This is a genomic window from Corynebacterium alimapuense (genome assembly GCF_003716585.1).
In the GTDB taxonomy this organism is placed as follows: Bacteria; Actinomycetota; Actinomycetes; order Mycobacteriales; family Mycobacteriaceae; genus Corynebacterium; species Corynebacterium alimapuense.
The window spans coordinates 178,534-199,371 of record NZ_PTJO01000003.1 but is presented as its reverse complement, the minus strand read 5'-3'; the positions used below and the strand labels follow the sequence as shown (position 1 = coordinate 199,371).

General features: G+C 55.1%; 11 protein-coding genes and 1 pseudogene. 5 read left to right on the top strand and 7 right to left on the bottom strand.

Annotation, left to right across the window (positions count from 1 at the left end; all coding sequences use genetic code 11):
- The first annotated feature begins 12 nt into the window (after positions 1-12).
- Together nusB and abc-f are read left to right on the top strand one after the other, a co-directional pair.
- Positions 13-606 (top strand): transcription antitermination factor NusB, encoded by a 594-nt coding sequence (nusB, locus tag C5L39_RS02340; protein WP_123047283.1) that lies wholly within the window; start codon positions 13-15, stop codon positions 604-606.
- A gap of 167 nt (positions 607-773) precedes the next feature.
- The gene (gene abc-f / locus C5L39_RS02335; protein ID WP_123047282.1) at positions 774-2,435 is read left to right on the top strand and encodes a ribosomal protection-like ABC-F family protein; all 1,662 of its coding nucleotides are present in this window, start codon (positions 774-776) and stop codon (positions 2,433-2,435) included.
- Between the two features lie 18 nt (positions 2,436-2,453).
- On the opposite strand, the gene C5L39_RS02330 is transcribed toward abc-f, so the two are convergent.
- Both C5L39_RS02330 and C5L39_RS02325 read right to left on the bottom strand, forming a co-directional pair.
- Positions 2,454-2,945 (bottom strand): YbjN domain-containing protein, encoded by a 492-nt coding sequence (locus tag C5L39_RS02330; protein WP_123047281.1) that lies wholly within the window; start codon positions 2,943-2,945, stop codon positions 2,454-2,456.
- Positions 2,935-3,441: a YbjN domain-containing protein gene (locus C5L39_RS02325; protein WP_245974850.1), complete on the bottom strand. Its 507-nt coding sequence runs from the start codon at positions 3,439-3,441 to the stop codon at positions 2,935-2,937. Before C5L39_RS02325 ends, C5L39_RS02330 begins: the two co-directional genes overlap by 11 nt.
- 1,029 nt (positions 3,442-4,470) lie before the next feature.
- Between C5L39_RS02325 and C5L39_RS02320 the strand changes: the two genes are divergently transcribed.
- Positions 4,471-9,852 (top strand): AAA domain-containing protein, encoded by a 5,382-nt coding sequence (locus C5L39_RS02320; protein ID WP_126268717.1) that lies wholly within the window; start codon positions 4,471-4,473, stop codon positions 9,850-9,852.
- A gap of 315 nt (positions 9,853-10,167) precedes the next feature.
- Positions 10,168-10,996: pseudogene (locus C5L39_RS02310) on the top strand (IS256 family transposase); the annotation flags it as partial.
- 580 nt (positions 10,997-11,576) lie between these two features.
- Here the strand turns inward: C5L39_RS02310 and C5L39_RS02305 are convergent.
- The 5 genes from C5L39_RS02305 to C5L39_RS02285 all read right to left on the bottom strand — a co-directional run bounded on the left by C5L39_RS02305 (position 11,577) and on the right by C5L39_RS02285 (position 19,519).
- Positions 11,577-13,703: a DEAD/DEAH box helicase gene (locus C5L39_RS02305; protein WP_197714706.1), complete on the bottom strand. Its 2,127-nt coding sequence runs from the start codon at positions 13,701-13,703 to the stop codon at positions 11,577-11,579.
- A complete protein-coding gene (brxD, locus tag C5L39_RS02300; RefSeq protein ID WP_123047278.1) occupies positions 13,700-14,986 on the bottom strand; it encodes a BREX system ATP-binding protein BrxD in 1,287 nt (428 codons plus the stop codon). The genes C5L39_RS02305 and brxD overlap by 4 nt, the downstream gene beginning before the upstream one ends.
- A gap of 4 nt (positions 14,987-14,990) precedes the next feature.
- Positions 14,991-17,675 (bottom strand): BREX-2 system phosphatase PglZ, encoded by a 2,685-nt coding sequence (gene pglZ / locus C5L39_RS02295; protein WP_245974883.1) that lies wholly within the window; start codon positions 17,673-17,675, stop codon positions 14,991-14,993.
- Positions 17,564-19,045: a protein kinase domain-containing protein gene (locus tag C5L39_RS02290; protein WP_123047276.1), complete on the bottom strand. Its 1,482-nt coding sequence runs from the start codon at positions 19,043-19,045 to the stop codon at positions 17,564-17,566. Before C5L39_RS02290 ends, pglZ begins: the two co-directional genes overlap by 112 nt.
- Before the next feature lie 276 nt (positions 19,046-19,321).
- Positions 19,322-19,519: a hypothetical protein gene (locus C5L39_RS02285; RefSeq protein ID WP_123047275.1), complete on the bottom strand. Its 198-nt coding sequence runs from the start codon at positions 19,517-19,519 to the stop codon at positions 19,322-19,324.
- A gap of 503 nt (positions 19,520-20,022) precedes the next feature.
- Here C5L39_RS02285 and C5L39_RS02280 point away from each other — a divergent pair.
- A complete protein-coding gene (locus C5L39_RS02280; protein WP_123047274.1) occupies positions 20,023-20,754 on the top strand; it encodes a CBS domain-containing protein in 732 nt (243 codons plus the stop codon).
- Positions 20,755-20,838: the final 84 nt, after the last annotated feature.

Genomic DNA, 20,838 nt, shown 5'->3' with positions numbered 1-20,838 from the left:
CTTTCACTTACTGTGAGCGAGAATTCCCAACACCCGGACACCGAAGCCGCTGAGGCTACTCAGGCTAGCGCCCGTACCGAAGACAAGTACTGGCGTCGGCACGGTGCCCGCTACCGCGCGCGTCGTCGTGCCGTGGACATCCTCTTTGAGGCGGAAGCCCGCGATATCGATCCCGTTGCTGTGGTCGAGGACCGCATTTCGCTGTCTACTCAGCGCGATGCTGCAGTGGCCCCGGTTGCCGATTACACCCGCGTCATCATCGCTGGTGCGGCCGCTGAGCTTGATGGCATCGACGAGATGATTGAGCGCTTCTTAGCCACCGACTGGGAGCTTTACCGGCTTCCGGCCGTGGACCGGGCAATCTTGCGCGTCGCGGTGTGGGAGATCCTGCATAACCCCGAGGTTGACTCGGCGGTGGCTGTGGTCGAGGGCGTGGAGCTGGCTAGCCAATACGGCAATGATGTCGCCTCCCCGTATATCCATGCTGTGCTCGATGATGTTGCGCAGACTCTCGCTGCGGATAACCCGATGTCGGGTTCCTCCCTCGATGATGCTGATTCCGATGAGGATGCAGACTCACTCGAGGAGAGCACCCAGACTTCCTAGAGCGTTTGATGTTGTGAAAATACCAGCCAGCTACCGAGTAGATTCTCGGTAGCTGGCTGGTATTTTTTGTGGGTTTAGGAAGAAAACTAATCGACGCCCGCGTCTTCCCGCGTGCTGTGACCTATCTGGGATAGGTCGATCAGGGGTAGCGGTGACAGAATGAAAAAATGACTGCCACACTTCTCGCCCGCGATCTCTCCGGCGGATACGGCCACCGCACCCTGTTTGACTCACTGAACTTAAGCGTGGGCCCAGGCGATGTCGTCGGAGTCGTCGGCGCTAATGGTGCCGGCAAGTCCACGCTGTTGCGTTTGCTCGGCGGGATCGATCAGCCGCAAGCTGGCAGTGTCTCACGTTCCCCAGGCGATGCGTTCGTCGGCTGGCTGCCTCAGGAACACGAACGCGTGGTCGGTGAGAGCATCAACGACTACATTGCTCGGCGCACTGGTTGTGCTGAAGCCACCCGGGAGATGGATGAGGCCGCAGCAGCGCTCGGACAACCGGCTACCGCAGGTGCTGAAGACCCAGCCGACGTATATGCCGCAGCCCTTGATCGTTGGCTGGCTAGTGGTGCAGCCGATCTGGAAGAGCGCTTGCCGGTGGTGCTCGCGGATCTAGGCCTAGACCTTGATACGATGGATTCTAATGAGGTACTAATGACCTCGCTATCGGGTGGCCAAGCAGCGCGTGTGGGACTGGCCGCATTATTGTGCTCGCGCTTCGATATTGTCTTGCTCGATGAGCCCACCAATGACTTAGACCTAGACGGGCTAGAAAAACTAGAAGCATTCGTCCAAGGCCTAAGAGGCGGAGCAGTGCTGGTCAGCCACGACCGAGAGTTCCTCGCCAGGTGTGTTACCAGCGTGCTGGAGCTAGATCTAGCGCAAAGATCCAACCGAGTATTCGGTGGTGGCTACGATGCCTACCTGGAAGAACGCGCGACCGTGCGGCGCCACCAACGCGAACGCTATGAGGAGTTCGCTGATAAGAAGGCGGATTTGGTCACTCGAGCCAGGACGCAGCGCGAATGGTCCAGCCAAGGTGTGCGCAATGCCATGAAAAAGGCGCCTGACAACGATAAAATCAGGCGCAAAGCAGCCACTGAGTCCAGCGAAAAACAGGCACAGAAGGTCCGCCAGATGGAAAGCCGCATTGCTCGGCTTGATGAAGTAGAGGAGCCGCGCAAGGAATGGAAGCTAGAATTTTCCATCGGCGCAGCACCGCGATCTGGCACGGTGGTCTCCACGCTGAGCAACGCAGTCTTCCGCCAAGGCGATTTCACCCTGGGACCAGTATCACTACAGGTCAACGCAGGCGAGCGGATTGGAATCACCGGAGCCAATGGCGCCGGAAAATCCACCCTGCTTCGAGCTTTGCTCAATCAGCAGCAACCGGATGAAGGAACTTCCAGCCTGGGATCTGGGGTACAGATCGGGGAGATCGACCAAGCTCGATCACTATTGACTGGCGCAGAGCCGCTGGCGGATGCTTTTAGCCGCCTGAATCCTGAGCTGGCTCAGGATGAAGTCCGCACACTATTGGCTAAATTTGGGCTCACTGCTGATCACGTGACCCGCCCAGTGGAAGAACTCTCGCCAGGCGAGCGCACGAGGGCCGCCATGGCGGTACTTCAGACCAGTGGTACTAATCTCTTGGTGCTCGATGAGCCGACCAACCACCTGGATCTACCGGCGATCCAGCAGCTAGAGCAAGCCTTGGAATCTTATGAAGGGACCTTGCTGCTGGTGACCCATGACCGGCGGATGCTCACGGCAGTGCGCACCGACCGGCATTGGCAACTAACAGCAGGCAAGGTTACTGAGCTCTAGGAGACCAGGGGAGTCAGGCTAGTCAGCCTGGCCAGCGGCTTCCTGCTCAGCGAGTTCTGCTTCCACAGAAGCGCGAACACCGTCTAGCTCTTCCGCGGCAGCCTTGATGCCGTCTTGAGTAGCCAGCACCGCATCGACTGCAGCACGCAGTCCGCCGCCGAGCTGAGCATCATTGAGCCCAGCTGCGATCGGCAGGTCACGCTCAGTGCGGATGATGAGGTTTTCCGCACGGTCGACGACCGTGGCACGAGCACCAAAGCTCACGCAGTTGACCTGGTTTGCTGCCAGGTAGAAGGTAGGATCGGCGTCGCCAAGCGTCTGCTCAGTAACGGCATCGGCGCGCACAATAGCCACTGAGCCAAGCACCGCGAAGGTCACCAACACTCCATTGAGGTTGGCAGTAGCAACTTCATTGTCCTCGTGAGTATCCAGATCGACGCCGAAACCACTCATGGTCTCAACGATGCGGGCAATGGTCACGGGTGAAAGATCTGCTGGATTATTGCTCATTGGTGGGCTCCTCCCAGGTGACCTGCTCAGGTAGTTGTTTCTCCACCCATTCATAGGCGCGGAGAACACCATCGAGCGAGGACATGATGAATGCGCCGATCTGATTACGGCTGAGGCCCTCGACGACATAAGTCTGACGATGGGCACTGACGGTCAGATGGCCCTGGCCGGCAGCGGACTCAAAGAATCGCAATGTCGGCATGTACTGAGTTTGGTTCCACTCATTGACCAAGCCAAGCAGCTTCGGTGCCTCAGATTTAGGCACCTCGCCGCGCCACATGGACTCACAGACCAAGCTGGGGCCGTCAACGGTGAAGGCAATGGCGGCATTGATGAAACCGGTACGGACCACGGTGACCGGCTGGTCACCATCGGTTACGGGCGCAGATTCCAAGCGGTACTGCAGGCCCTCGGATTCCAGCAGTTCAGCGACCCGTTCATGGGTCACCGGTGCCACCGGGGTGTCGGGGATCGGGGACTTCGGAGGTGTAGTCACCCAAACCACCCTAGTTGGGCAGAGGAATGCGTGGGTTGACAGGTGGTGGGGTGTGTCGGTGGGGAAGGCCAGCGTGCAAAGCCGGTGGCTCATCTTTATCCAAATGCTGGATTTGGCAAGCGGGCATGGAGTGTTAGGTGATTAGGCGAGTTTCAGATACCCCGGCGCCATAGAGTCAGGACGCAGGATTAGGTATGGGGACGGTCTTGTTTGTAGCTCCCTACTTCTTAAAGCTGTTTAGTCTCCGCACCCGGTGTTCGCTGAGGGTGGCAGTTAGAGCATGTGTGAACTTGAGCCCGGGTTTAAGATCAGCTATTCGTAGACATTCTTGCTGCTAGGGGCATCATATTTTTGGCAAAAATAGTGCTCTAGCGATGACTGAACAACGATAATCAGCCACGTGCGTCAGCAGCACTTTCGGATGTGACAATAAGGGGCTCTTCCGGAAAAAGAGTGCGTACCTCGGCCCGATAGCAGCAACCTATCTTGGGCACCTCACTACAAGATGTAGAGGTCCTGGTTCGGTCAGATGGAAGCTTCGCAACTCTCATTGTGTGACCTGTCAGGATCTCTATATGTTATGGCGCCCCGGGTCCTATCTCGCGGTCCGCTACGCACTCCGAATCGTGAAGAGCCGTGTAAGACACGCCGGTCTCACTCACCGGACTTTCGCAACACGACCTAGTCCCTGAAGAGGAAATCATGAGGAGCGATGGAACGGATGAACGGAGCGAGGTTTAAGATGACTCATAGTGTGGTCCAGTGGAGCACCGTCAATCGGTGAACAACCGGCAAGTCGAACTTTCGTGGGAGTCTTCATCACGTGTGTAGGTTTCTGACCTCGGTTGACGTCCGCTGCAAACAGGAACGTATACAGCAGCTTGTTCAGAAGGATGGTGTCGGGTCTCAGCCTCCACGGGGGATGATCGCGTCAGCATCTGCAGGAAGAACCATCCCGGAGACTTAACAGTGCAATCTAAGGCAGAAAAAGCTTCGCGCCTCTTTCAATTCCTCTCAGAGGTTCAGAAGTTGAAGGAGAAGCAAACCCTCTCGGTTCAGGGGTATTCGAAAGAGGGCGCGGTCTTCTGGCTGGCTGAGCTCCGTGAGTATTCGGAAAGCTGCGGGGGACAGCTGCGATTCGGCTCCACGATGTCTGCTGTGCTGACAGAATCTCGTGTTGACAGCTCGGAAGGAGACACGGACCTCGTTATCGAACTCCCTCGCCCCCACTACGTCGACTTTCCAGAATTGGACAAGGCTTTGGAAGGAAGATTGTCCAACGATGGTCTGGACCCATTCAGGCGACCTGAAGTGATGGACAAAGATGGAGCAACTTCGGACAGTGTCGGAGCAGAAGAAGAGGTATCTGAGTCGGATCCCATTGCCTGGCTGGAGCAGTGGGAGAAGTGGGCGGAGAACGAACGCTATCGGCAGCTCTACGAGAAAATGTTCGACCTGCAGACCAAGGCGAATCAGCAGGCAGACGAGTTTGAGCTGATTCTGGGACTGGGGAGCCTCTATTGGGCCGTCCCCGACGGGGAGACCATTGATCGACCGTTGTTCACCGTCGACCTCGCCGTAACCATGGACAAGCATTCCGGTCAGATCGACATACGACTCAACGGAGACGTTGTCACCCCTGAACTCGAGGTCGTGCCCCCAGAGAAGATGACCGATGCCCGGTTCATTGTTGACGTCAAGGCGGAGGTTGAGGCACTTAACGGAGATATCCTGTCCCCTGACACTTTCCGGGAACTCGGCCAGCTGACAGCCAACAGCCTGAGTACCAATGCCGTCTACGAAGACAATATCGCCAGGCCCAGTCGCGCTTTGTATCCACGTATTTGTTGGGCACCCTGCATCATTCTTCGACGTCGGCGCCGGACTGGACTGGCGGTAAGTTTCGCGCGGATCGCTGAGGAGATTCTGGAGACGGGCCGGATCCCTGCCGGTCTTGCTGCGCTCATTGACGTCAATGACATCTCTCAGGTTAAGCAAAGCGCGGAAGCGGGCGCAATGTACGTCAACGACGACGACATCTTCAGCCCACTGCCGTTGAATGACCGTCAGAAAGCCGTAATCGAGCGAGTCGACCGGAACGCTCAGACGATCGTGCAGGGCCCGCCTGGAACCGGTAAGACTCACATGGCTGCGGCTCTGCTCTCGCATCTCCTAGCTCAGGGTAAGAGGGTTCTCGTGACAGCAGAGACCGATCGGGCGCTCTACGAACTTCGGGATAAAATGCCGGCGGAGATTCAGAAACTCGCTGTCTCTGTGATCGGCACGGGTAGCTCGAACATGGCGGACGACCTCCGCGTCACCATCGACACTATTGCACGTCGCTCATCCGATTTTGACGACGCCGAATCCCGCTCACGTATTGGACAGCTCACCGCTGAGCTGGAGACATTGGGTGAGCAGCGGGTACGTTCCGTTCGGGAGTGGACTGCGCGGATAGGGGAGGAGAACTCGCCGGTTGCGTCCGCTGGATATGAGATGCCAGTGGCCCGAGCGATCGAAAAATGGTTGAGTGAGTCCGATCAGAATGACTGGATCAAGGCCATCGAGATCCGCGATCTCCATGCACCTTTCCCGCTGACTGCTGAGGAAACGAATCGATGGCTGGAGCTGTTGGAGGATCCTCGGTTTGAAGAACACGAATCTTTGAGCAATGCAGACACCATCAATCTGGATGCGATCAAATCTGCAGCTGCCTTCGAGGCCTTGTGCGTACGACTGAAGAAGGCTGCAGAGGACTTCCGTCTAGCTGCGTCACATCTCGACCCTGATGCTCTCCATTCATGGAAATCGTTGTCCTCCAATGATCAGACCCTTGTCATGGTTTCCTTAGAACAAGCGCTGAAGCTGGAATCATCGGTGGAAAAGGAAAGCCATCCTTGGTCAGCGGAACTCCGTGCCGCTGCCAATGGTTATGATGTCTCGGCAAAAAGAACTCAGCTGGAAAACCTGCAGCTGAAGTTAAGAGAATCCGAGCTCCAAGCAGGTGCTCTCGGAGGGCTGAAAAGGCTGACGGTCAGTGATGGTGCTTTGGAGGATTACATCCCGATCGCGCGGAGCCTCGAGGCTTACCTGACGGGCGGCGGAGAGGTTCCCACTCGGCCGGATGGTTCGGTGAAGCCTCCCATGTTCGGCAAACGTATTATTCGGGAAGCCATGCCGTTTTTCACTGCCGTGAGAATCGACGGTCTGGCCGCCACGACCCTTCCTCAAGTGCAGAAGTTTTTGGCGTTCGTCGAGGTTACCTGGGTCCTACAAGATCTCTACCGCAGCTGGCCACACTTCGTCCCCGGGGATGTAAGTGATCCGGTGGGAGAAATGACTGCGTGCAGAACAACGCTGCGTGAGTTCGAGAATTCGCTGGAGCGCCACGCAGAACTGAATGCTCTTATCGCGGCCCTGCAAGGTTTAGGAATCAATGCTCGCCGGGGAGCCCTGGAAGAGGATCTCCAGTCGGTTAAGCAACTTGATCGAGTGTGTCAGTACGAGAAGTCTTTGCATGATGAGCGGATTCGTTTCGACTCAATAGAGAGGAATATTCGTATTCTCCAGTCGGAAGGACATGGATTGCAGTGGCTGGAGACGCTGACCATTGCAGTTGAGCAGAGAGATCCCGCTCTTTACGCGGAAGCCCTCGACAAGGCTCAAGAGGCCTATGGTCTTGCATCTGCAGCTCGTGAATTCGCCCCCTTGTCGCATGCCGTCCTGTCCTGGTCAGAAGAGCTGTATGACCGGGTCCGTGAAGATCCACACGATGGAGAGTGGCATGAAAGACTGCGGCGTGCTGAGCCGGCTCGCCAGTGGCTGGCTGCTGGACAGCTGCTCGAGAAGAGGGGAGACACTGGTCTGAACCGACTTCAGGAAGACATCTCACGCATCGAGAAGAGGATCACCGCGACTGTCACTGATCTGGCGGCTGAGCGTGCATGGGCGTACGCAGTCGGTTCTTCCCGCATCGATCCGGCCATGCGCTCCAATCTCGTCGCATACACACAGGCGGTGGGGCGACTGGGTAAGGGGACGGGCAAGTATGCAGATTTCCATCGACGAGATGTGCGTCGGCACCTGGACAGCTGTCGAGCAGCTGTGCCCGTCTGGATCATGCCACTCTTCCGGGTGATCGACCAGTTCAAGCTGGAAGAGAACATGTTCGATGTCATTATCGTCGACGAGGCATCCCAGGCGGGAGTGGATGCGATTTTCCTCCAGTATCTCGCGCCTCGGATCGTTGTAATCGGAGATCAAAAGCAGGTGTCCCCGTCGGGGGTGGGGGTCGACCGAAAGCCGATTATTCACCTGGCACACCAGTACCTTTACGACTTTGACAAAATCGATTCCTGGACCGACCCCACACGATCTCTGTTTGATGACGCGGAGATGCGCTACGGCGAGAGAATCGTCCTCCGCGAACACCGGCGATGTGTGCCCGAGATCATCGAGTTCTCAAACAAGATCGCCTACCGGCCGAACTCGATTGAACTCATTCCGGTCCGGGAGGTGTTTTCGGGGAGACTGGCTCCCTTCAAAGTCACTCGTACCCCGCACGCAGCCCAGCCGGTCACCAAGAAGAAGGTCATCAACATTGATGAAGCTGATGTGTTGATTGAGCGACTCATTCAAGGCCTGGAGGATCCCGCGTATGAGGGAAAGACAATGGGAGTCATCTCATTGTTAAGCACTTCGGGACAGGCTGAGTACCTGAAGAACCGGCTCCTGGAGAAGCTGTCCCCCGAGGTATGGGAGCAACGTGATCTTAAGGTGGGCTCTCCGGCGGAGTTCCAGGGTGCGGAACGCGATGTAATATTCCTGTCGATGGTTTCTATGGTGCCTATTGATGGGGCACAGCGCCTATCCGTGATAGCGACAGACATGTATATCCAGCGTTACAACGTTGCAGTCAGCCGAGCGAAGGACCAGGTATGGCTGTTCCATTCTGCGGGAGTTGAAAACCTCGATGGCAGGGACATCCGGGCCCAGCTTCTCCAGCACGCTTACGATGTGGCTACCGCTGCGCCGGAAGTGAAGTCTTCTTCGTTGGTTTCTGACGATGTCAGGGTGGAGCTGTTTGACTCCCTGTTCGAACAGCGGGTCTACAACGGCATTGTGGCGAAAGGCTACTTTGTCGTCCCGCAGTTCGATGCCTACGGATACCGCCTGGACCTGGTAGTGGAAGGCGCCAACGGACGTCTTGCCATTGAATGCGACGGTGACTACTGGCACGGAGAATCCCAGGCACGTGCAGATCGAGCAAGGCAGCGGGAGCTGGAGCGGCTCGGCTGGCGTTTCGTCCGCATCTTTGAGTCCGATTTCTACCTGGATAAGCAGGAACAGCTGCAGCGGGTGTTTGATGCTCTGGAGGAAAGGGGCATCCGCCCTTACTCTCTGGAGCAGGCTGGAGCTGAATCGCTGTCGAACATCGAGATCGTTGACTCACGGGCGGACATCGACACCACCATCGACTTCCATGCTGAACTGCCTGAGTCCCAAGAATATGGGCATGAGCAGTTAGATCTTCCGGCTATACGTGTCCGAGCTCGCGACAGTGAGACCTCAGTAGCCACCGAGGAAGATTCAGACGATTACGATGCTGATTTTATCGAAGTGTACGAAGAATCGTCACGAGTTGATATCTGGGACGGGCGCGGGGAGCAGGGAGAGCTACTCAAGACTGACACGATTGTCCCACTTACTCGCGAAAGGGATCTGTTTTCAGTTGCCCCCGAGGTTTCAGTTGAAACCGGAAAAGATAGCACTCAACCCGCCAATGAAGAATCCTCTGTCGATGAAACCGAAAAGGTAAGCGCCGCACTACCGCACACGTCGGCGACGACAGGATGGTCTCCTGCAACGATCAACGGTGAAGTCCAGGGCTACCAGTTCGAAGACCGTTATCAGATGTTCAGAGGTTCGTGTGTTTCTGTTCACAGCGCCTCGGATGAGCAGATCATCGAGGGACTGCTTGAGATCCTTACAATCGAGGGGCCCATGCTGGGGCATGTACTCATATCTCGATACGTCAAGGCTGGCGGGGATCATCGGGTGACCCGCCCAGTCAAGAAGACGTTGAACAGTGTGATAAGTCGATTAGTCAGCCGGAGAATGATCAGGTTCGATAACCCCACGGATGTGGCCGGCAACGTCGGCAAGACTTTTCACCTACCTAAACAACCCAGCGTGATCGTGCGAACCCGAGGGGAACGTGATCTAGCGGACATCCCCTACGGGGAGCTACGCGCTGTCATGGGTCATGTCGTGTCGCAGTCGGGTCTTGACGATTCAGAGGTGGTGATGCGTGAGACGCTGAAGGCATTCGACCTGATCAAGCTCACTGGCAATGCTAAGAACCTGCTTGACGTGCCTTTTCAGAAGATCCGTGAAGAATCCTTTAACTAGGTGTCGGTGCCGCCTCCTCAAAGATAGGAGGCGGCACCTGGGTGTTCGGGCGTCGGATGCAGACCTACTCCGTCGCCTGACGCACAGCCAGCACGGGTGACGTTCGTTAGCGTGGTGTATCTGTATCTGTATCTGTATCTGTATCTGTATCTGTATCTGTATCTGTAGCTGCCGGTGACGACCCCAGGGAAGACGTGGGCGACCATCCAAGTCACCTTTCGAATCAACTCCTGCATCTCCTCGAAAGGGACACCACGATGACCGCTGACCCCATTATATCGACCCGACCTGCTGTCTCAAGCCCCACCGGAACTGATGAGAAAGATGCTCCAAGGCTTCATCACCAGATCCTGTCCACCCCGGCCGACCAGATCTGCGGCGCCGAATACGCCACCACCTCCGAGTCCCGCACCAACGTCCGCAACGGCTATCGCCACCGCGACCTCGACTCTCGGGTCGGCACCATAGATGTCGCAGTGCCGGAACTGCGTACCAGTTCCTTCTCCCCCGACTGGCTGCTGGGGCGCCGCACAGGTGCCGAACGAGCTCTGGCCGCAGTGATCGCCACTGCTATCTTAAAGGCGTGTCGACCCGCCGGATGAACGACCTGGTCGCGAGTCTGGGGATCAATAATCTCTCGAAGCCCTAAGTATCAGAGATGGCCAAGGACCTCGACGGCATGGTCGAGGACTTCCACACCCGACCGCTGGATACCGGCCCCTACCTCTACGTCTCCTGTGATGCGTTGACCATGAAGGTCCGCGAAGGCGGACGGGTGGTCAAGACCTCAGTGCTGTTGGTCACCGGCGTCAACGCCGAAGGCTCCCGCGAGTTACTCGGCATGCAGGTCGCCACTTCGGAGTTGGTGGCCTCCTGGACCGGTTTCTTCCGAGATCTGAAGGTCCGGGGTCTGGATGCTGCATCGGTGTGGGCACAGGCCCGCTATGTCGTGGCGTTCTGTGAGCAGAAGTCTCCGCACGTCGCCGATGCCCCAGAGGAGGCTCTAGATGAGCTGCTGGCGTTCACCCACGCCCCGAAGGCGGTGTGGACGAAGGTGTGGTCGAACAACCCCACCGAGCGGATCAACTGGGAGATCCACCGGCGCACCGACGTCGTCGCGATCTTCCCCAACCGCGACGCACTCCGAAACGTGAAGTTCCGGTTTGCGTTCCTAGGATATTCAGCTGGTCTCTGTGCGCTGGAAATTGCTAGGCACTGGAGGACTCGATTTTCTATAGCAATGTTCCATGGATCTGTGAGGTTACTTGATATAATTATTTTTCAACTTAAGTTCTTTAAGCATGAAGGAAATTATTATGGAATCAGATAGAACGCGCACCTGTTCTTGGTGTGGAGAATCTGGACATGACAAGCGGTCCTGTGACGTGAGGTACAACTCGGGCGCTTGTAGTGTTTGTAGCTATCACGGTCATGATAAAAGGAACTGCCCAGAACGATAAGCACCTTCTCAAATACCTGACCATGGGTGGTAGGTATGAATACCAGGAAAGTAGTGTGGAACGCTGAGATCTTGCTATTTCAGTGCTCTGAGTATTGGTAATTTCTGGTCATTTTGGAGATTCTCCTTGTAGGGGAGATCTGTCGATGGCACAACTCTAAGAAGAGCTCACATCAGATGGCAGCGGATGCTCTGAGATCTATTTCAGCAGGCTCCAGTGGTTCTAGTCCCACAGTTTAGGCAGCATGAGCATGGATTCCATGTTTTAGGGCGTGACTAGCCGTGTTTCTAATACTTGCATTGCCCACTGCGCCGGCAGTGCTTGCGAGAATTTCAATTCGTCGAGGGCATCTTCGTTAACTTCCGGTAGTGGTCGTTGTCCTGAGGGAAGATTATTGGCTAAACGGATTCGTTCGCGTAGCTCTGACTCAGGGACACCATAGTGGACAAAGATGCGGTCATGTCTAATTCGTTGACGCTGTGGAGCGAGTTCTTCTCCCAGTTGGGAGCTAAGATCTGCCACCAATTGCTGGTTGGCCACAGTTCCTGCCCAAGTCCATAGATGACCATAGGCAGTATCGCTAGTAGCAGGAAGATAGTGGAAACCATGAGTAGGAGTCAGCTCGGCGTATTCATCTCTCAGATGGCCGAGTAAATCGGCAGCTCGCCGAGTCATGACTACACCTGCGGGATCTTCTCCGAGTAGTACTTTGAGCATCCCAGATGTGACCTCGGCGCCGAAGCCTCGCGAGACAGATCCCCATCGTGTGATCGCACCAGTGTCTGCTCTTTCCACCACTAAGCGGCGCCTGCGCCAGTCAACGGAGACAACTTTCCAGTACCTGCCAGCTAGCGACATTGTCATAGGTGCAGCGGGGCCGGGTGAACCGGAATTTGAAGCCGAGAGCATGGTTCGAAGCTCGACGGTACCTATGTCGTAGCGCCCATCCGTGACAGTGAACACCGGTGGGGTGGTGAATGCAGAAAGCAGTTCCATGAAATGTCTATGTCCAAAAGCTCTTTCGGCCTCGATGCCGATGAAAGCTTGTCCACCGTCAGTCTCTAACATTCCGGAAGATATTAGATGGTTGAGTATTTCCTCCGGATCGATTCCGAGGACGTCTCTAGACATCAAGGGAGTAGATTCCCACAGCCGATGCCAAGTCCCCAGATTGATGGTGCCGTCGCTGAGCGCTGCAGCTAGAAACTGTTGGGCAGCTAGATGCCGGGGTAACGGTGGGGCAGTGACCTCTTCAACAAAGCCGCGGGACCAAGCTTGCAGGAGTCCAAGGGTATGAATGAGTCCATCTTCGTCATCGATAGTGATCAACAAGCAGTTTCGAGAGGAACCGGAGCGTCGTCCGGTGCGGCCAAGACGTTGTAAAAACGATGAAACAGTGCCAGGGGTGCCGATCTGTATCACTCGATCTAGATCGCCGACATCGATGCCCAATTCTAGAGTGGAGGTGGCCACGATAATACAGTCGCGGTCGTTGGCGAAAGCGTCCTCTGCACGCCGACGCTCGTCAGCAGATAACGAGGAATGAGACAAATATACCCGAACTCCGCGCTCATGGAGAGCAGTGCCGAGTTCTTCCGCCATACGGCGAGAATCCACAAAGGCAAGTCGTTTCTCCCCTTGATGAAGTTTTGAGATCAACAGGGAGGCAGAAGAAATGCTGCCAACATAATCAACAGTGATCTCGGCCTGAACCAGCGATCCTGGAGTCACTTCGGGGGATAATACGCGACCAGGACGATCCGCCCTGCCGCCTTGGAGCCAAGACAGTAGCGCTTGTGGATTTCCCACGGTCGCCGACATTCCGATTCGTTGCAACTGATGGCCGGTAAACGATTCCACACGGGATAACACCGCTGATAGATGCCATCCGCGATCATCGCCGGCGAAGGCGTGTACCTCATCAATGATGACTGTGTTTATGCTACCTAGAAAGCTCGCAGCGTCGACTCCTCGGCTGACCATAATAGCTTCCAAAGATTCTGGTGTGGTCAGCAGAATATCGGGAGGGTCAGCGATAATCCGTCGGCGGGCAGATTGCCCGATGTCGCCGTGCCAGACCGCTACGCGGCGGCCGAGCCAGGCAGCATATTCGGCCAAACGGGGTTCTAGGTTGTTTAGTAGTGCTTTTATAGGGCAGAGATATAGTACAGAAACACCAGACCATTCTTCAGTAGTCATCCGAGAGAGGATCGGGAAAGCTGCGGCCTCTGTTTTCCCACCGGCCGTCGGTGCTAACAGGATTGCGTCTTCTCCGGAAATCAACGGAGCGACAGCTTGTTCCTGGAGAGGACGCAGACCCGGCCACCTCAAAGTGGAGACAATGTGGTGAATAATTACCGGGTGAAGGGCGTTGATGCCGAGGTTAGTCACAACTCGATGTCATCCGGATTGGTCACTACGTTGTGTGCAGCGGCGCGTTCATTCTCAGACATGGTTGATTCAGGGATTGAGACGCTGTAGTCGGTTCGCGGATCGAAGGAAGGGTGAAGGTCTATCCGATCGAGGACATCGATGAGGGTCCGCAAGAATTGCCGTGGAGCAACTCCCACCTGACCACCAAGCACACCTGCGACAGTGTCTGCAAGATCGGCTACGAAGGCATCATCGGCGGCCGTCAGGATTCGATCTCCAGTTGAAGAACCACCAGCGTAGAGATCACGAACTTTGAGACCTACCTCGATGAGTCGATCTTTGGTGAAGCCTTGTAGACGGATCTGCGGTAAACGAGGGTTGTCCCATCGGGGGTCACCGGAGAAATCGACTCTCAATCGGGAATCTAACGGAGGAAGGCGACGCACGCCTTGGTTTCCTTCGAAGAAAGCCGTGGTGCCGGTAATGAGAAGGTAGAGGCCAGGATAGTGGCCAGCATCGATCTCGTCGATCCACTGACGAAGTGCGTTGAGTGCTTTTTCTCGAGAATCTGCACGCATCCTCTGCAAGGTTTCTACTTCATCGAGAACCAAGACTAAACCAGCATGCCCCGAACCACGCAAAATTTCCACCAGCCCTCGGAGAAACCCCATAGCGGTGTAGTGGTCGAGCTCGCTTTTGACTCCAGCCCGGCGTTTGATGGATGCAGCGACGGACGGTTGTCCGCCAAGCCACGCCGCTAGCCCATCAGCGGTCGTGACGTCTTCTTCGAGGATGGAGTTACGGTAAGCGCGTAACGCCAGCGGAAACACAGGTGCGGTCGCAGCAACGGCAGCCAGCCGTTGCTCGACTATTGAGTCAGCGACCTCATCGGAACCATGCGAATCTTTCTCTACCTGGTAGAGCCAGGTATCAAGAATCATGCGGAACCCGCCAGTTCCAAATGCTGTGGTGTGTATGCTTTCCGTGGCTCGTCGGTAGACAGTCTCTAGTTTGTGTAGCGGGGTTTCTAGCTCTGAGATTTGAACTTCAGCTACCGCGAAGTTTCGTGCCAAAGCGTGTTGCTGAACCCAACGAGAAGCAAAGGTCTTGCCAGATCCGTATTCGCCCCGGATTGCTTTGAAAACTGCAGCTCCACCAGCGACTTTATCTAATTCTTCTACAATGACTGGTTTGAGTTGATCGAGGCCAACTGCTAACTGGTCGAGCCCTGAAGCCGGCACGGTGCCCCGACGCAAAGCGTCGATGATCGCAGTGCGGCGGGCGGGAGAAACCTCGGTCATAGCGTCAGACATCCTTCACATCGAACTGTTCTGCCAGGAGGTTTCGGTTGAGTACAAGGTCCGAATCCTGCTGTTCGAGTACCTGAACCCCGTCTATATTCAGGATACGCAGCAGCGTAGAAATGACGCCACGCAACTGGATGGGACCGAGCTGCCAGGTCTCTCGGAGAGTAGAAATTGGAAGGCGTCCGCTGTTGGTGGCGATCTTGCGAATTAGTTCTGCAATCTGCTTTCGAGAGCGACCATCCACTGGGAAGGATGTGGTCTGTGCCCGGAAAAGAGTGTTGCGCTCTAGGTCTGGAAGTAGTTCACTCCGGAGGGTATCAATATCCGGTGTATCAAAGAGCGCTGGGGATTCATCGACTGGTTTCTTTCTTTTCTTGACGGGCGTGGGAGTGACTGGCCGCTCGTTGTCCTGGCGGCGATTCCACCATTCGGGATAGCGAGTGTCTGAACTGCCTGTAGTGAGCGGAAAATTGGAAAGACGATTCGCTAATGTGCTTACCGAGTTGGTCAAGATAGTCACTGGCGTGGCAACTTCAGAAAGACTGAGTCCACCGTGATATCCAGCCTTGCGTGAGGTATAACGGATACCTTCATCGACGGCCAAGATGGCCTCACCGGAAGCACTGAGCACTCGGGAGCCGGAGATCAATGTCTCACCCTCTTGCGGCGGGGAAAGTGGTTCACGCCATCGTGCAGTGCCTGTGCCTCCAGGAGTGGGGGAAGTATCGTGTCGTTCGAGCACATGCCCATGATCCGAAACAAAGAGCACCGTTCGGCCTACGGCTGCAGCAGATTGCAACAGAGGGTGCAGGTGGGTGATGTCTTGAACATCCCAAACTCGCTCGATGGGGTCAGATTTGTCTAAGGCATCGTCGATGGTGTTAAGAACTGCCACGACCAGCTTATTGCGTTCCGTGTCTTCGACCTGAACACGGATACTGTCCACTATTCCTGCATCTAAGTCTGCTTTGTGTTGCAGGCTCCATCCAGTTGACTGGTTTTTTAGATGAGCGGAAGCCCATGCTTCTAGTCCGGCGCGCTCGGAGGCTTGTCCGCCGGTGTTGAGCTTTCCGGAAATCAAACTAGTGCGGGCGAAAGTAGTAACGCTTGGTAAGACGCTGAGAGCAGTGGAGAGTTCTTCTTCGTCAGGGATCGCTTCTTGCCAGTCTTCGTTGGGATTGGAGAGGATGTTATCCACTAGGATGTTTGCGGCAGGGATGCTCATGCCGTCAAGCACGATCATGAGTACTGGTCGGGGGTTGGAGGGATCCTCGAGAAGGGGAGCTACGACACGGTCGAGAACATCTTCTGCCAGGAGAACGCTACCGGCGGTGTGCCTCTCGGCGGCAGTGTTCGCCGCTACAGCCGCAAACTCACGGTCGAGGGTGTTGCGTCGGGGACGAACCTCGTCGAGCACTCGGTGGGATAGTCGTGCCAGCTCTGAAGTCGATTGATTGCCCCAAGCTCGGTTGATACAAACATCTAGCCAGCTGATGTCACGGCGGTAGTACTTCAACCAATCCGATAGCGTGCTCGGAGTTGATACAGCAGGAGTACGCAACCAATTGATCATTCGTATTAGTGCCATAGCGACAGCAATATCCGGGTGCTTTGTACTGCTAGAGGCGTGGGACTGAACTGAAGCCAAGGCGTCTGCGATGCCAATTTCTTGGGGGTCTGCATACCAAGCAGAAAGTGCTTCCGTGAGCTTGGCAATCCGAGCACTGAGTGCCCCTCTGCATACCTGGGAGCGATAGAGCAAATTCCGGGCACCAAGTTTGGACTCAGCGGTAATGAACTCTTCAGCTCGGCCGGCGGCCAATTTACGCCATTCATCGAACTGAGCAGTTGAGCGTTGATTAGAGGAAAATACTGAAATAGAGGCATTCGCCCAGGCTTCTAGCTCTAGGTCGGAGGGAGGGCCAGTGCCGGTGGTGATTCGGAAAGCAGCTTCGGCACCTGCACGAGCAGCGTTATCGATACCGGGTCCTGGTCTGACAACTTCGGCTACCAGACCCCAGGCCGCCAGATCCCGTGGACCGTGAGCGTTGAGATAGCGCACCAGTGCGCCTGACCCTTCACCTAACCGAGTCCGTAGCCACTCCACTGCGCTTTCTCTCACCTCGGGCGAGACGGAGTTAACGAAATCAGCCCATCTAGATACTGATGCAGGATCAAGCGACCATGCGATGACCGAGGACATATTAGGCGTTGTTGGCAAGCCAACCCCGACAGTGAGCAGCTGATGGTGCAGGTGCGCGGCAGTAAGCACACCTGTTGAAGCAGGGGTGAGGTCGACAGGATCGCCGTCGCAACGGGCGAGATACTCTACGACGCCAGCGATATCGCGACGGTTGCGAATGATGCCACGTCGTTGAGTACTAGCAGAGAATAGTTCCCGGAGAGCATCAGCAGGAATAGGGATGTTAACCCGATGGAAGGGCGTGAGGTGGGCAAGAATGTCATCGGGGAGGTCAGCGTCGAGCAAAGGAGTGACCAAAACCGTGAAATCGACACCTTGCATAGGGAAACTGATGGCCTGACGAATTACCAATGGAGTAGGAGCATCGATTACGGCAACTCTGGCACCTGCAACTTCAAGGATTGAGGGACCTTCCCAACTAGTAGGGTCGTAGAGAGCGAGTACACCAGTGGTGAAGTTCTTTTCTCGTACATGGGCGATAGCGCTGGCAGTTCCTCGACCAAAGTGACAAATAGATTGCGATGTTCGTGCCCACTGAGTTCTCTATTTAGCCTGCGTAGGGTTTCTGCTTCAGCCGCGAGAGTGGAGGCTTTATCCGGGGTAATACCCATCTTGAGTACATGTGTTTTAGCAGGTTCATCGTTGATATTAGAGACTGAGATACCACGGGCGGTTGAGCCGGAACCGAGAACCTTGATCACCTCGAGCCGGTCATCAATGAGCCCGCCGATGGGAGTGTGAAGCGGATCGTCTTGTATTAAAGGACGTCGATCTTGAGCAAGTTCTCGAAGTTTCCCGGCAAACAGCTCCACCGGTGTGGGAGTGACCCTTGGAGGATTAGCAGGTAGCACCGCCTTGCGGCGACACATCGGGCTAGCGGAAGTGACCTTGGTGATCAACTCCCGTAATAGCGGTTCCACCTGAACACCAGTGGTACCCAGATCTAGCCCACCGTGCTCTTTGAGCAGAGTGATCAGATCAGCACGGGTATTCGCCGGTTGCAGCCCACCGGAGAGAATGAAAAAGGCTAGTGCGCCGAGAGAAAATAGATCCGCAAGCTGACCGTCACTGTCTGCCAAATAGCCTTCTGGAGGCAGAAAACTCACGCCCACGTCGAAGGAAGCAGTCGTGCTCATCGGCTGGAGAACTGTTCCTAGCAGGGTTTCAGATGCCTTCGTAGCATTCACCTGAACTGCCTGAGCCCAACCCGTAACTTTGACCTCAACTCGAGGTTCGGTTCCCTGTAAAGCAGCGACATTGAGCAGGATTGCTTCAGGGGTTAACTGTCGGTGGATGACATTATTGCGATGAGCGTAGGCAACCGCATCTGCGATTTGCAGGATGATTTCCACCTGTTGGGCAGCAGTTAGCTTTAATCTAGGAAGAAGTAGGTCAAGATACTCAAAACCTGAATGCTCTGGATAGACCAAGGCTTGTAGATCATATTTGTCGACCCTCTCGAGGCTCTTCGGCGAGTCAATCCCGGGATGCGCAAGTGAGGACAGGAGCTTGTATTCGCGGGTTACAGCTTTTTCCGCACGGCGAGCGTCTGCTTCTGTCGCGTCAGCAAAGATGGGGCGAAGCTTGATCAGTGCTTTCTCATCATGGTCAATGTGCTTAGCTGCCCAGACCACTAGATCGTTCGCGTCGTCGATCTTGTGCGTCAGTTCCCATGAGCCAGCACGTTGCCGACGGTTGATTACTCCAGAGATTTTCTCAATGGCCAAGGTCAACATGACCCGGCCGAATTCTTCATCAATCTCGTTATAAGCAGGTGCCTCAAGGATTCGTTCAGTAATTCCAGGCAGATGCGCTTCCTTTGCCAGACTGTCCAGAGTGAAGACATTCATCTGTCCATCGGCATTGAGCTGAGAGCGAAAGCATTCGCTGTGTAGCAGTACACCTTCCTTGATTATCGGCGGCGTGAGATATTCCGGAGGAATAGGAAAATCAGCTGTAGCTTTGATTTCCCACAATGCGGTTTGCAGCTTGCTAGCCAGACGCTGTGCCTTGCGTCTAGTAGCCAGAGTGGGCGATTTACGGTTTGAGATGCTCCTATTTTTTCCAGTGAGCCTCCAATTGTGCTCGTCGCCACTTAAGATCCCGCTCCAGCATTTTAGCTCCAATTAGTGGAGCCGACCACGCCCGAGAACCAGCGCGTCAACCTCATTCCAGGTTCCTTGTGAATCTTGGAACTCGAAGTTCGTCCATAACCGGTAGGGGGCAGCATCGGGAATCAGCCCTCCCAGAGCATCCAAGCCAGCGCGTTCATGATCGTACTCGGAGCGAGAAATCTCCACCCACCTTGGGGAATCCTTGCGCATGTCTAGCTTCCATCCTCTCCGCTGCGGCATCCCTGAAAGTAGGGCCCTACCTAGGGTGGTAAACCCTCAGACATTCCATACTAATGAGGGGGATTGCAATATGCGCAGGGGGTCTATCTCAGCCGCTATAGAATCCTGGGACAGGAGAGGTCAGTCAAGAATCGAACCTCGGTCTATTTGCTAGTGATGTGGATGGAGACAGTGGTCTAGTTGATAGAAAGAGGCAAGAAACGGTGTCTGTCTTCTGGCCTCTAGATAGGTGGGTGTCACGGTTGAGGTGACTAAAGTTAAGGCGAGCTCTTTTAGCTTGGCAGCGGAGGGCAGTACTCTTTATGGAACAGAACTCTCTTCGATGTCTAGATACTGTCGTGCTTTGTTGGGTGTGTGCTCTTGGTTGGAGGCGAGACTTCTCGGGGTGTCAGTCACCAGATGCACGGGGGTGTAGCCACCTAGAATGGTGACAGATAGCGTTGCTTTAGCAGGGAAAATACTATGCTGAGAAAATGGCTACTGATTCTGACTACGCTGACCGCTTCCTCAATGCTGCTGAAGCGATGAAAGCATCCCTTGAAAAGAAGTATGGAAGAAAATTCTCGGGGTTGGGGCAAGCGCGTAATCATGCACTCGAAAATAATAATCCAATAATCCGTAATCACCAGGAATCACTTAAAATACTCGTAGATCTGCGTAATGTTATGCAGCACTCTCATGTCCTTAGCGGCGTAAAATTGGCCACTCCTCGTTTAGATGCGGTCAACGCGATGGAAGAAATTGCGGAGAAGGTTCAGAATCCGCCAAAGATTCACGATTATATGATCAAGGATCCTGCTGTATTAGCCCCGACGGATTCACTTGCTGATGCTGCAGAATTAGTCATTAAAGAGGGATTTTCGCAAATCCCGATTTACGACGAAGGAAAATACCAGGCTCTGTTCACAACTAATGCACTCGCCCGATGGCTCAGTGATGCAGTCCACCGTGAACAGGGGCACCTCATTGAGGAAGCTGTGACGGTCTCGGCAGTGCTCCAGTTTGGAGAGGACTACGATCAGCCCAAGTTCGTCAAGCCGGGGGAGTCCGCTAATAAGGTCTGTGATTTTCTATCGAGTGAGAGCCTTCGCTCGACTGTATTGGTAACTGTTGACGGCACCTCAACCGGAAAGCTCCAAGGTATCGTGACGAGGTTCGACGTTCCGCAGATCCTTCGGAAGATCACCACGGCTTTTCCTGCCTAGTCTTATGGCGATCGTACTTTGGGAAGGCTATTTTATTCGGTTTCTTGATGCCTAGGCGATAGCTCTTTTGATGATGATGTGAGG

What these genes read in the sequence shown, in the direction of transcription:
- C5L39_RS02290 (WP_123047276.1), bottom strand. Translation starts at nt 19,045, where the DNA reads ATGAATGTCTTCACTCTGGACAGTCTGGCAAAGGAAGCGCATCTGCCT.
- brxD (WP_123047278.1), bottom strand. Translation starts at nt 14,986, where the DNA reads ATGACCGAGGTTTCTCCCGCCCGCCGCACTGCGATCATCGACGCTTTG.
- C5L39_RS02285 (WP_123047275.1), bottom strand. Translation starts at nt 19,519, where the DNA reads ATGCGCAAGGATTCCCCAAGGTGGGTGGAGATTTCTCGCTCCGAGTAC.
- abc-f (WP_123047282.1), top strand. Translation starts at nt 774, where the DNA reads ATGACTGCCACACTTCTCGCCCGCGATCTCTCCGGCGGATACGGCCAC.
- C5L39_RS02280 (WP_123047274.1), top strand. Translation starts at nt 20,023, where the DNA reads ATGGCTACTGATTCTGACTACGCTGACCGCTTCCTCAATGCTGCTGAA.
- C5L39_RS02330 (WP_123047281.1), bottom strand. Translation starts at nt 2,945, where the DNA reads ATGAGCAATAATCCAGCAGATCTTTCACCCGTGACCATTGCCCGCATC.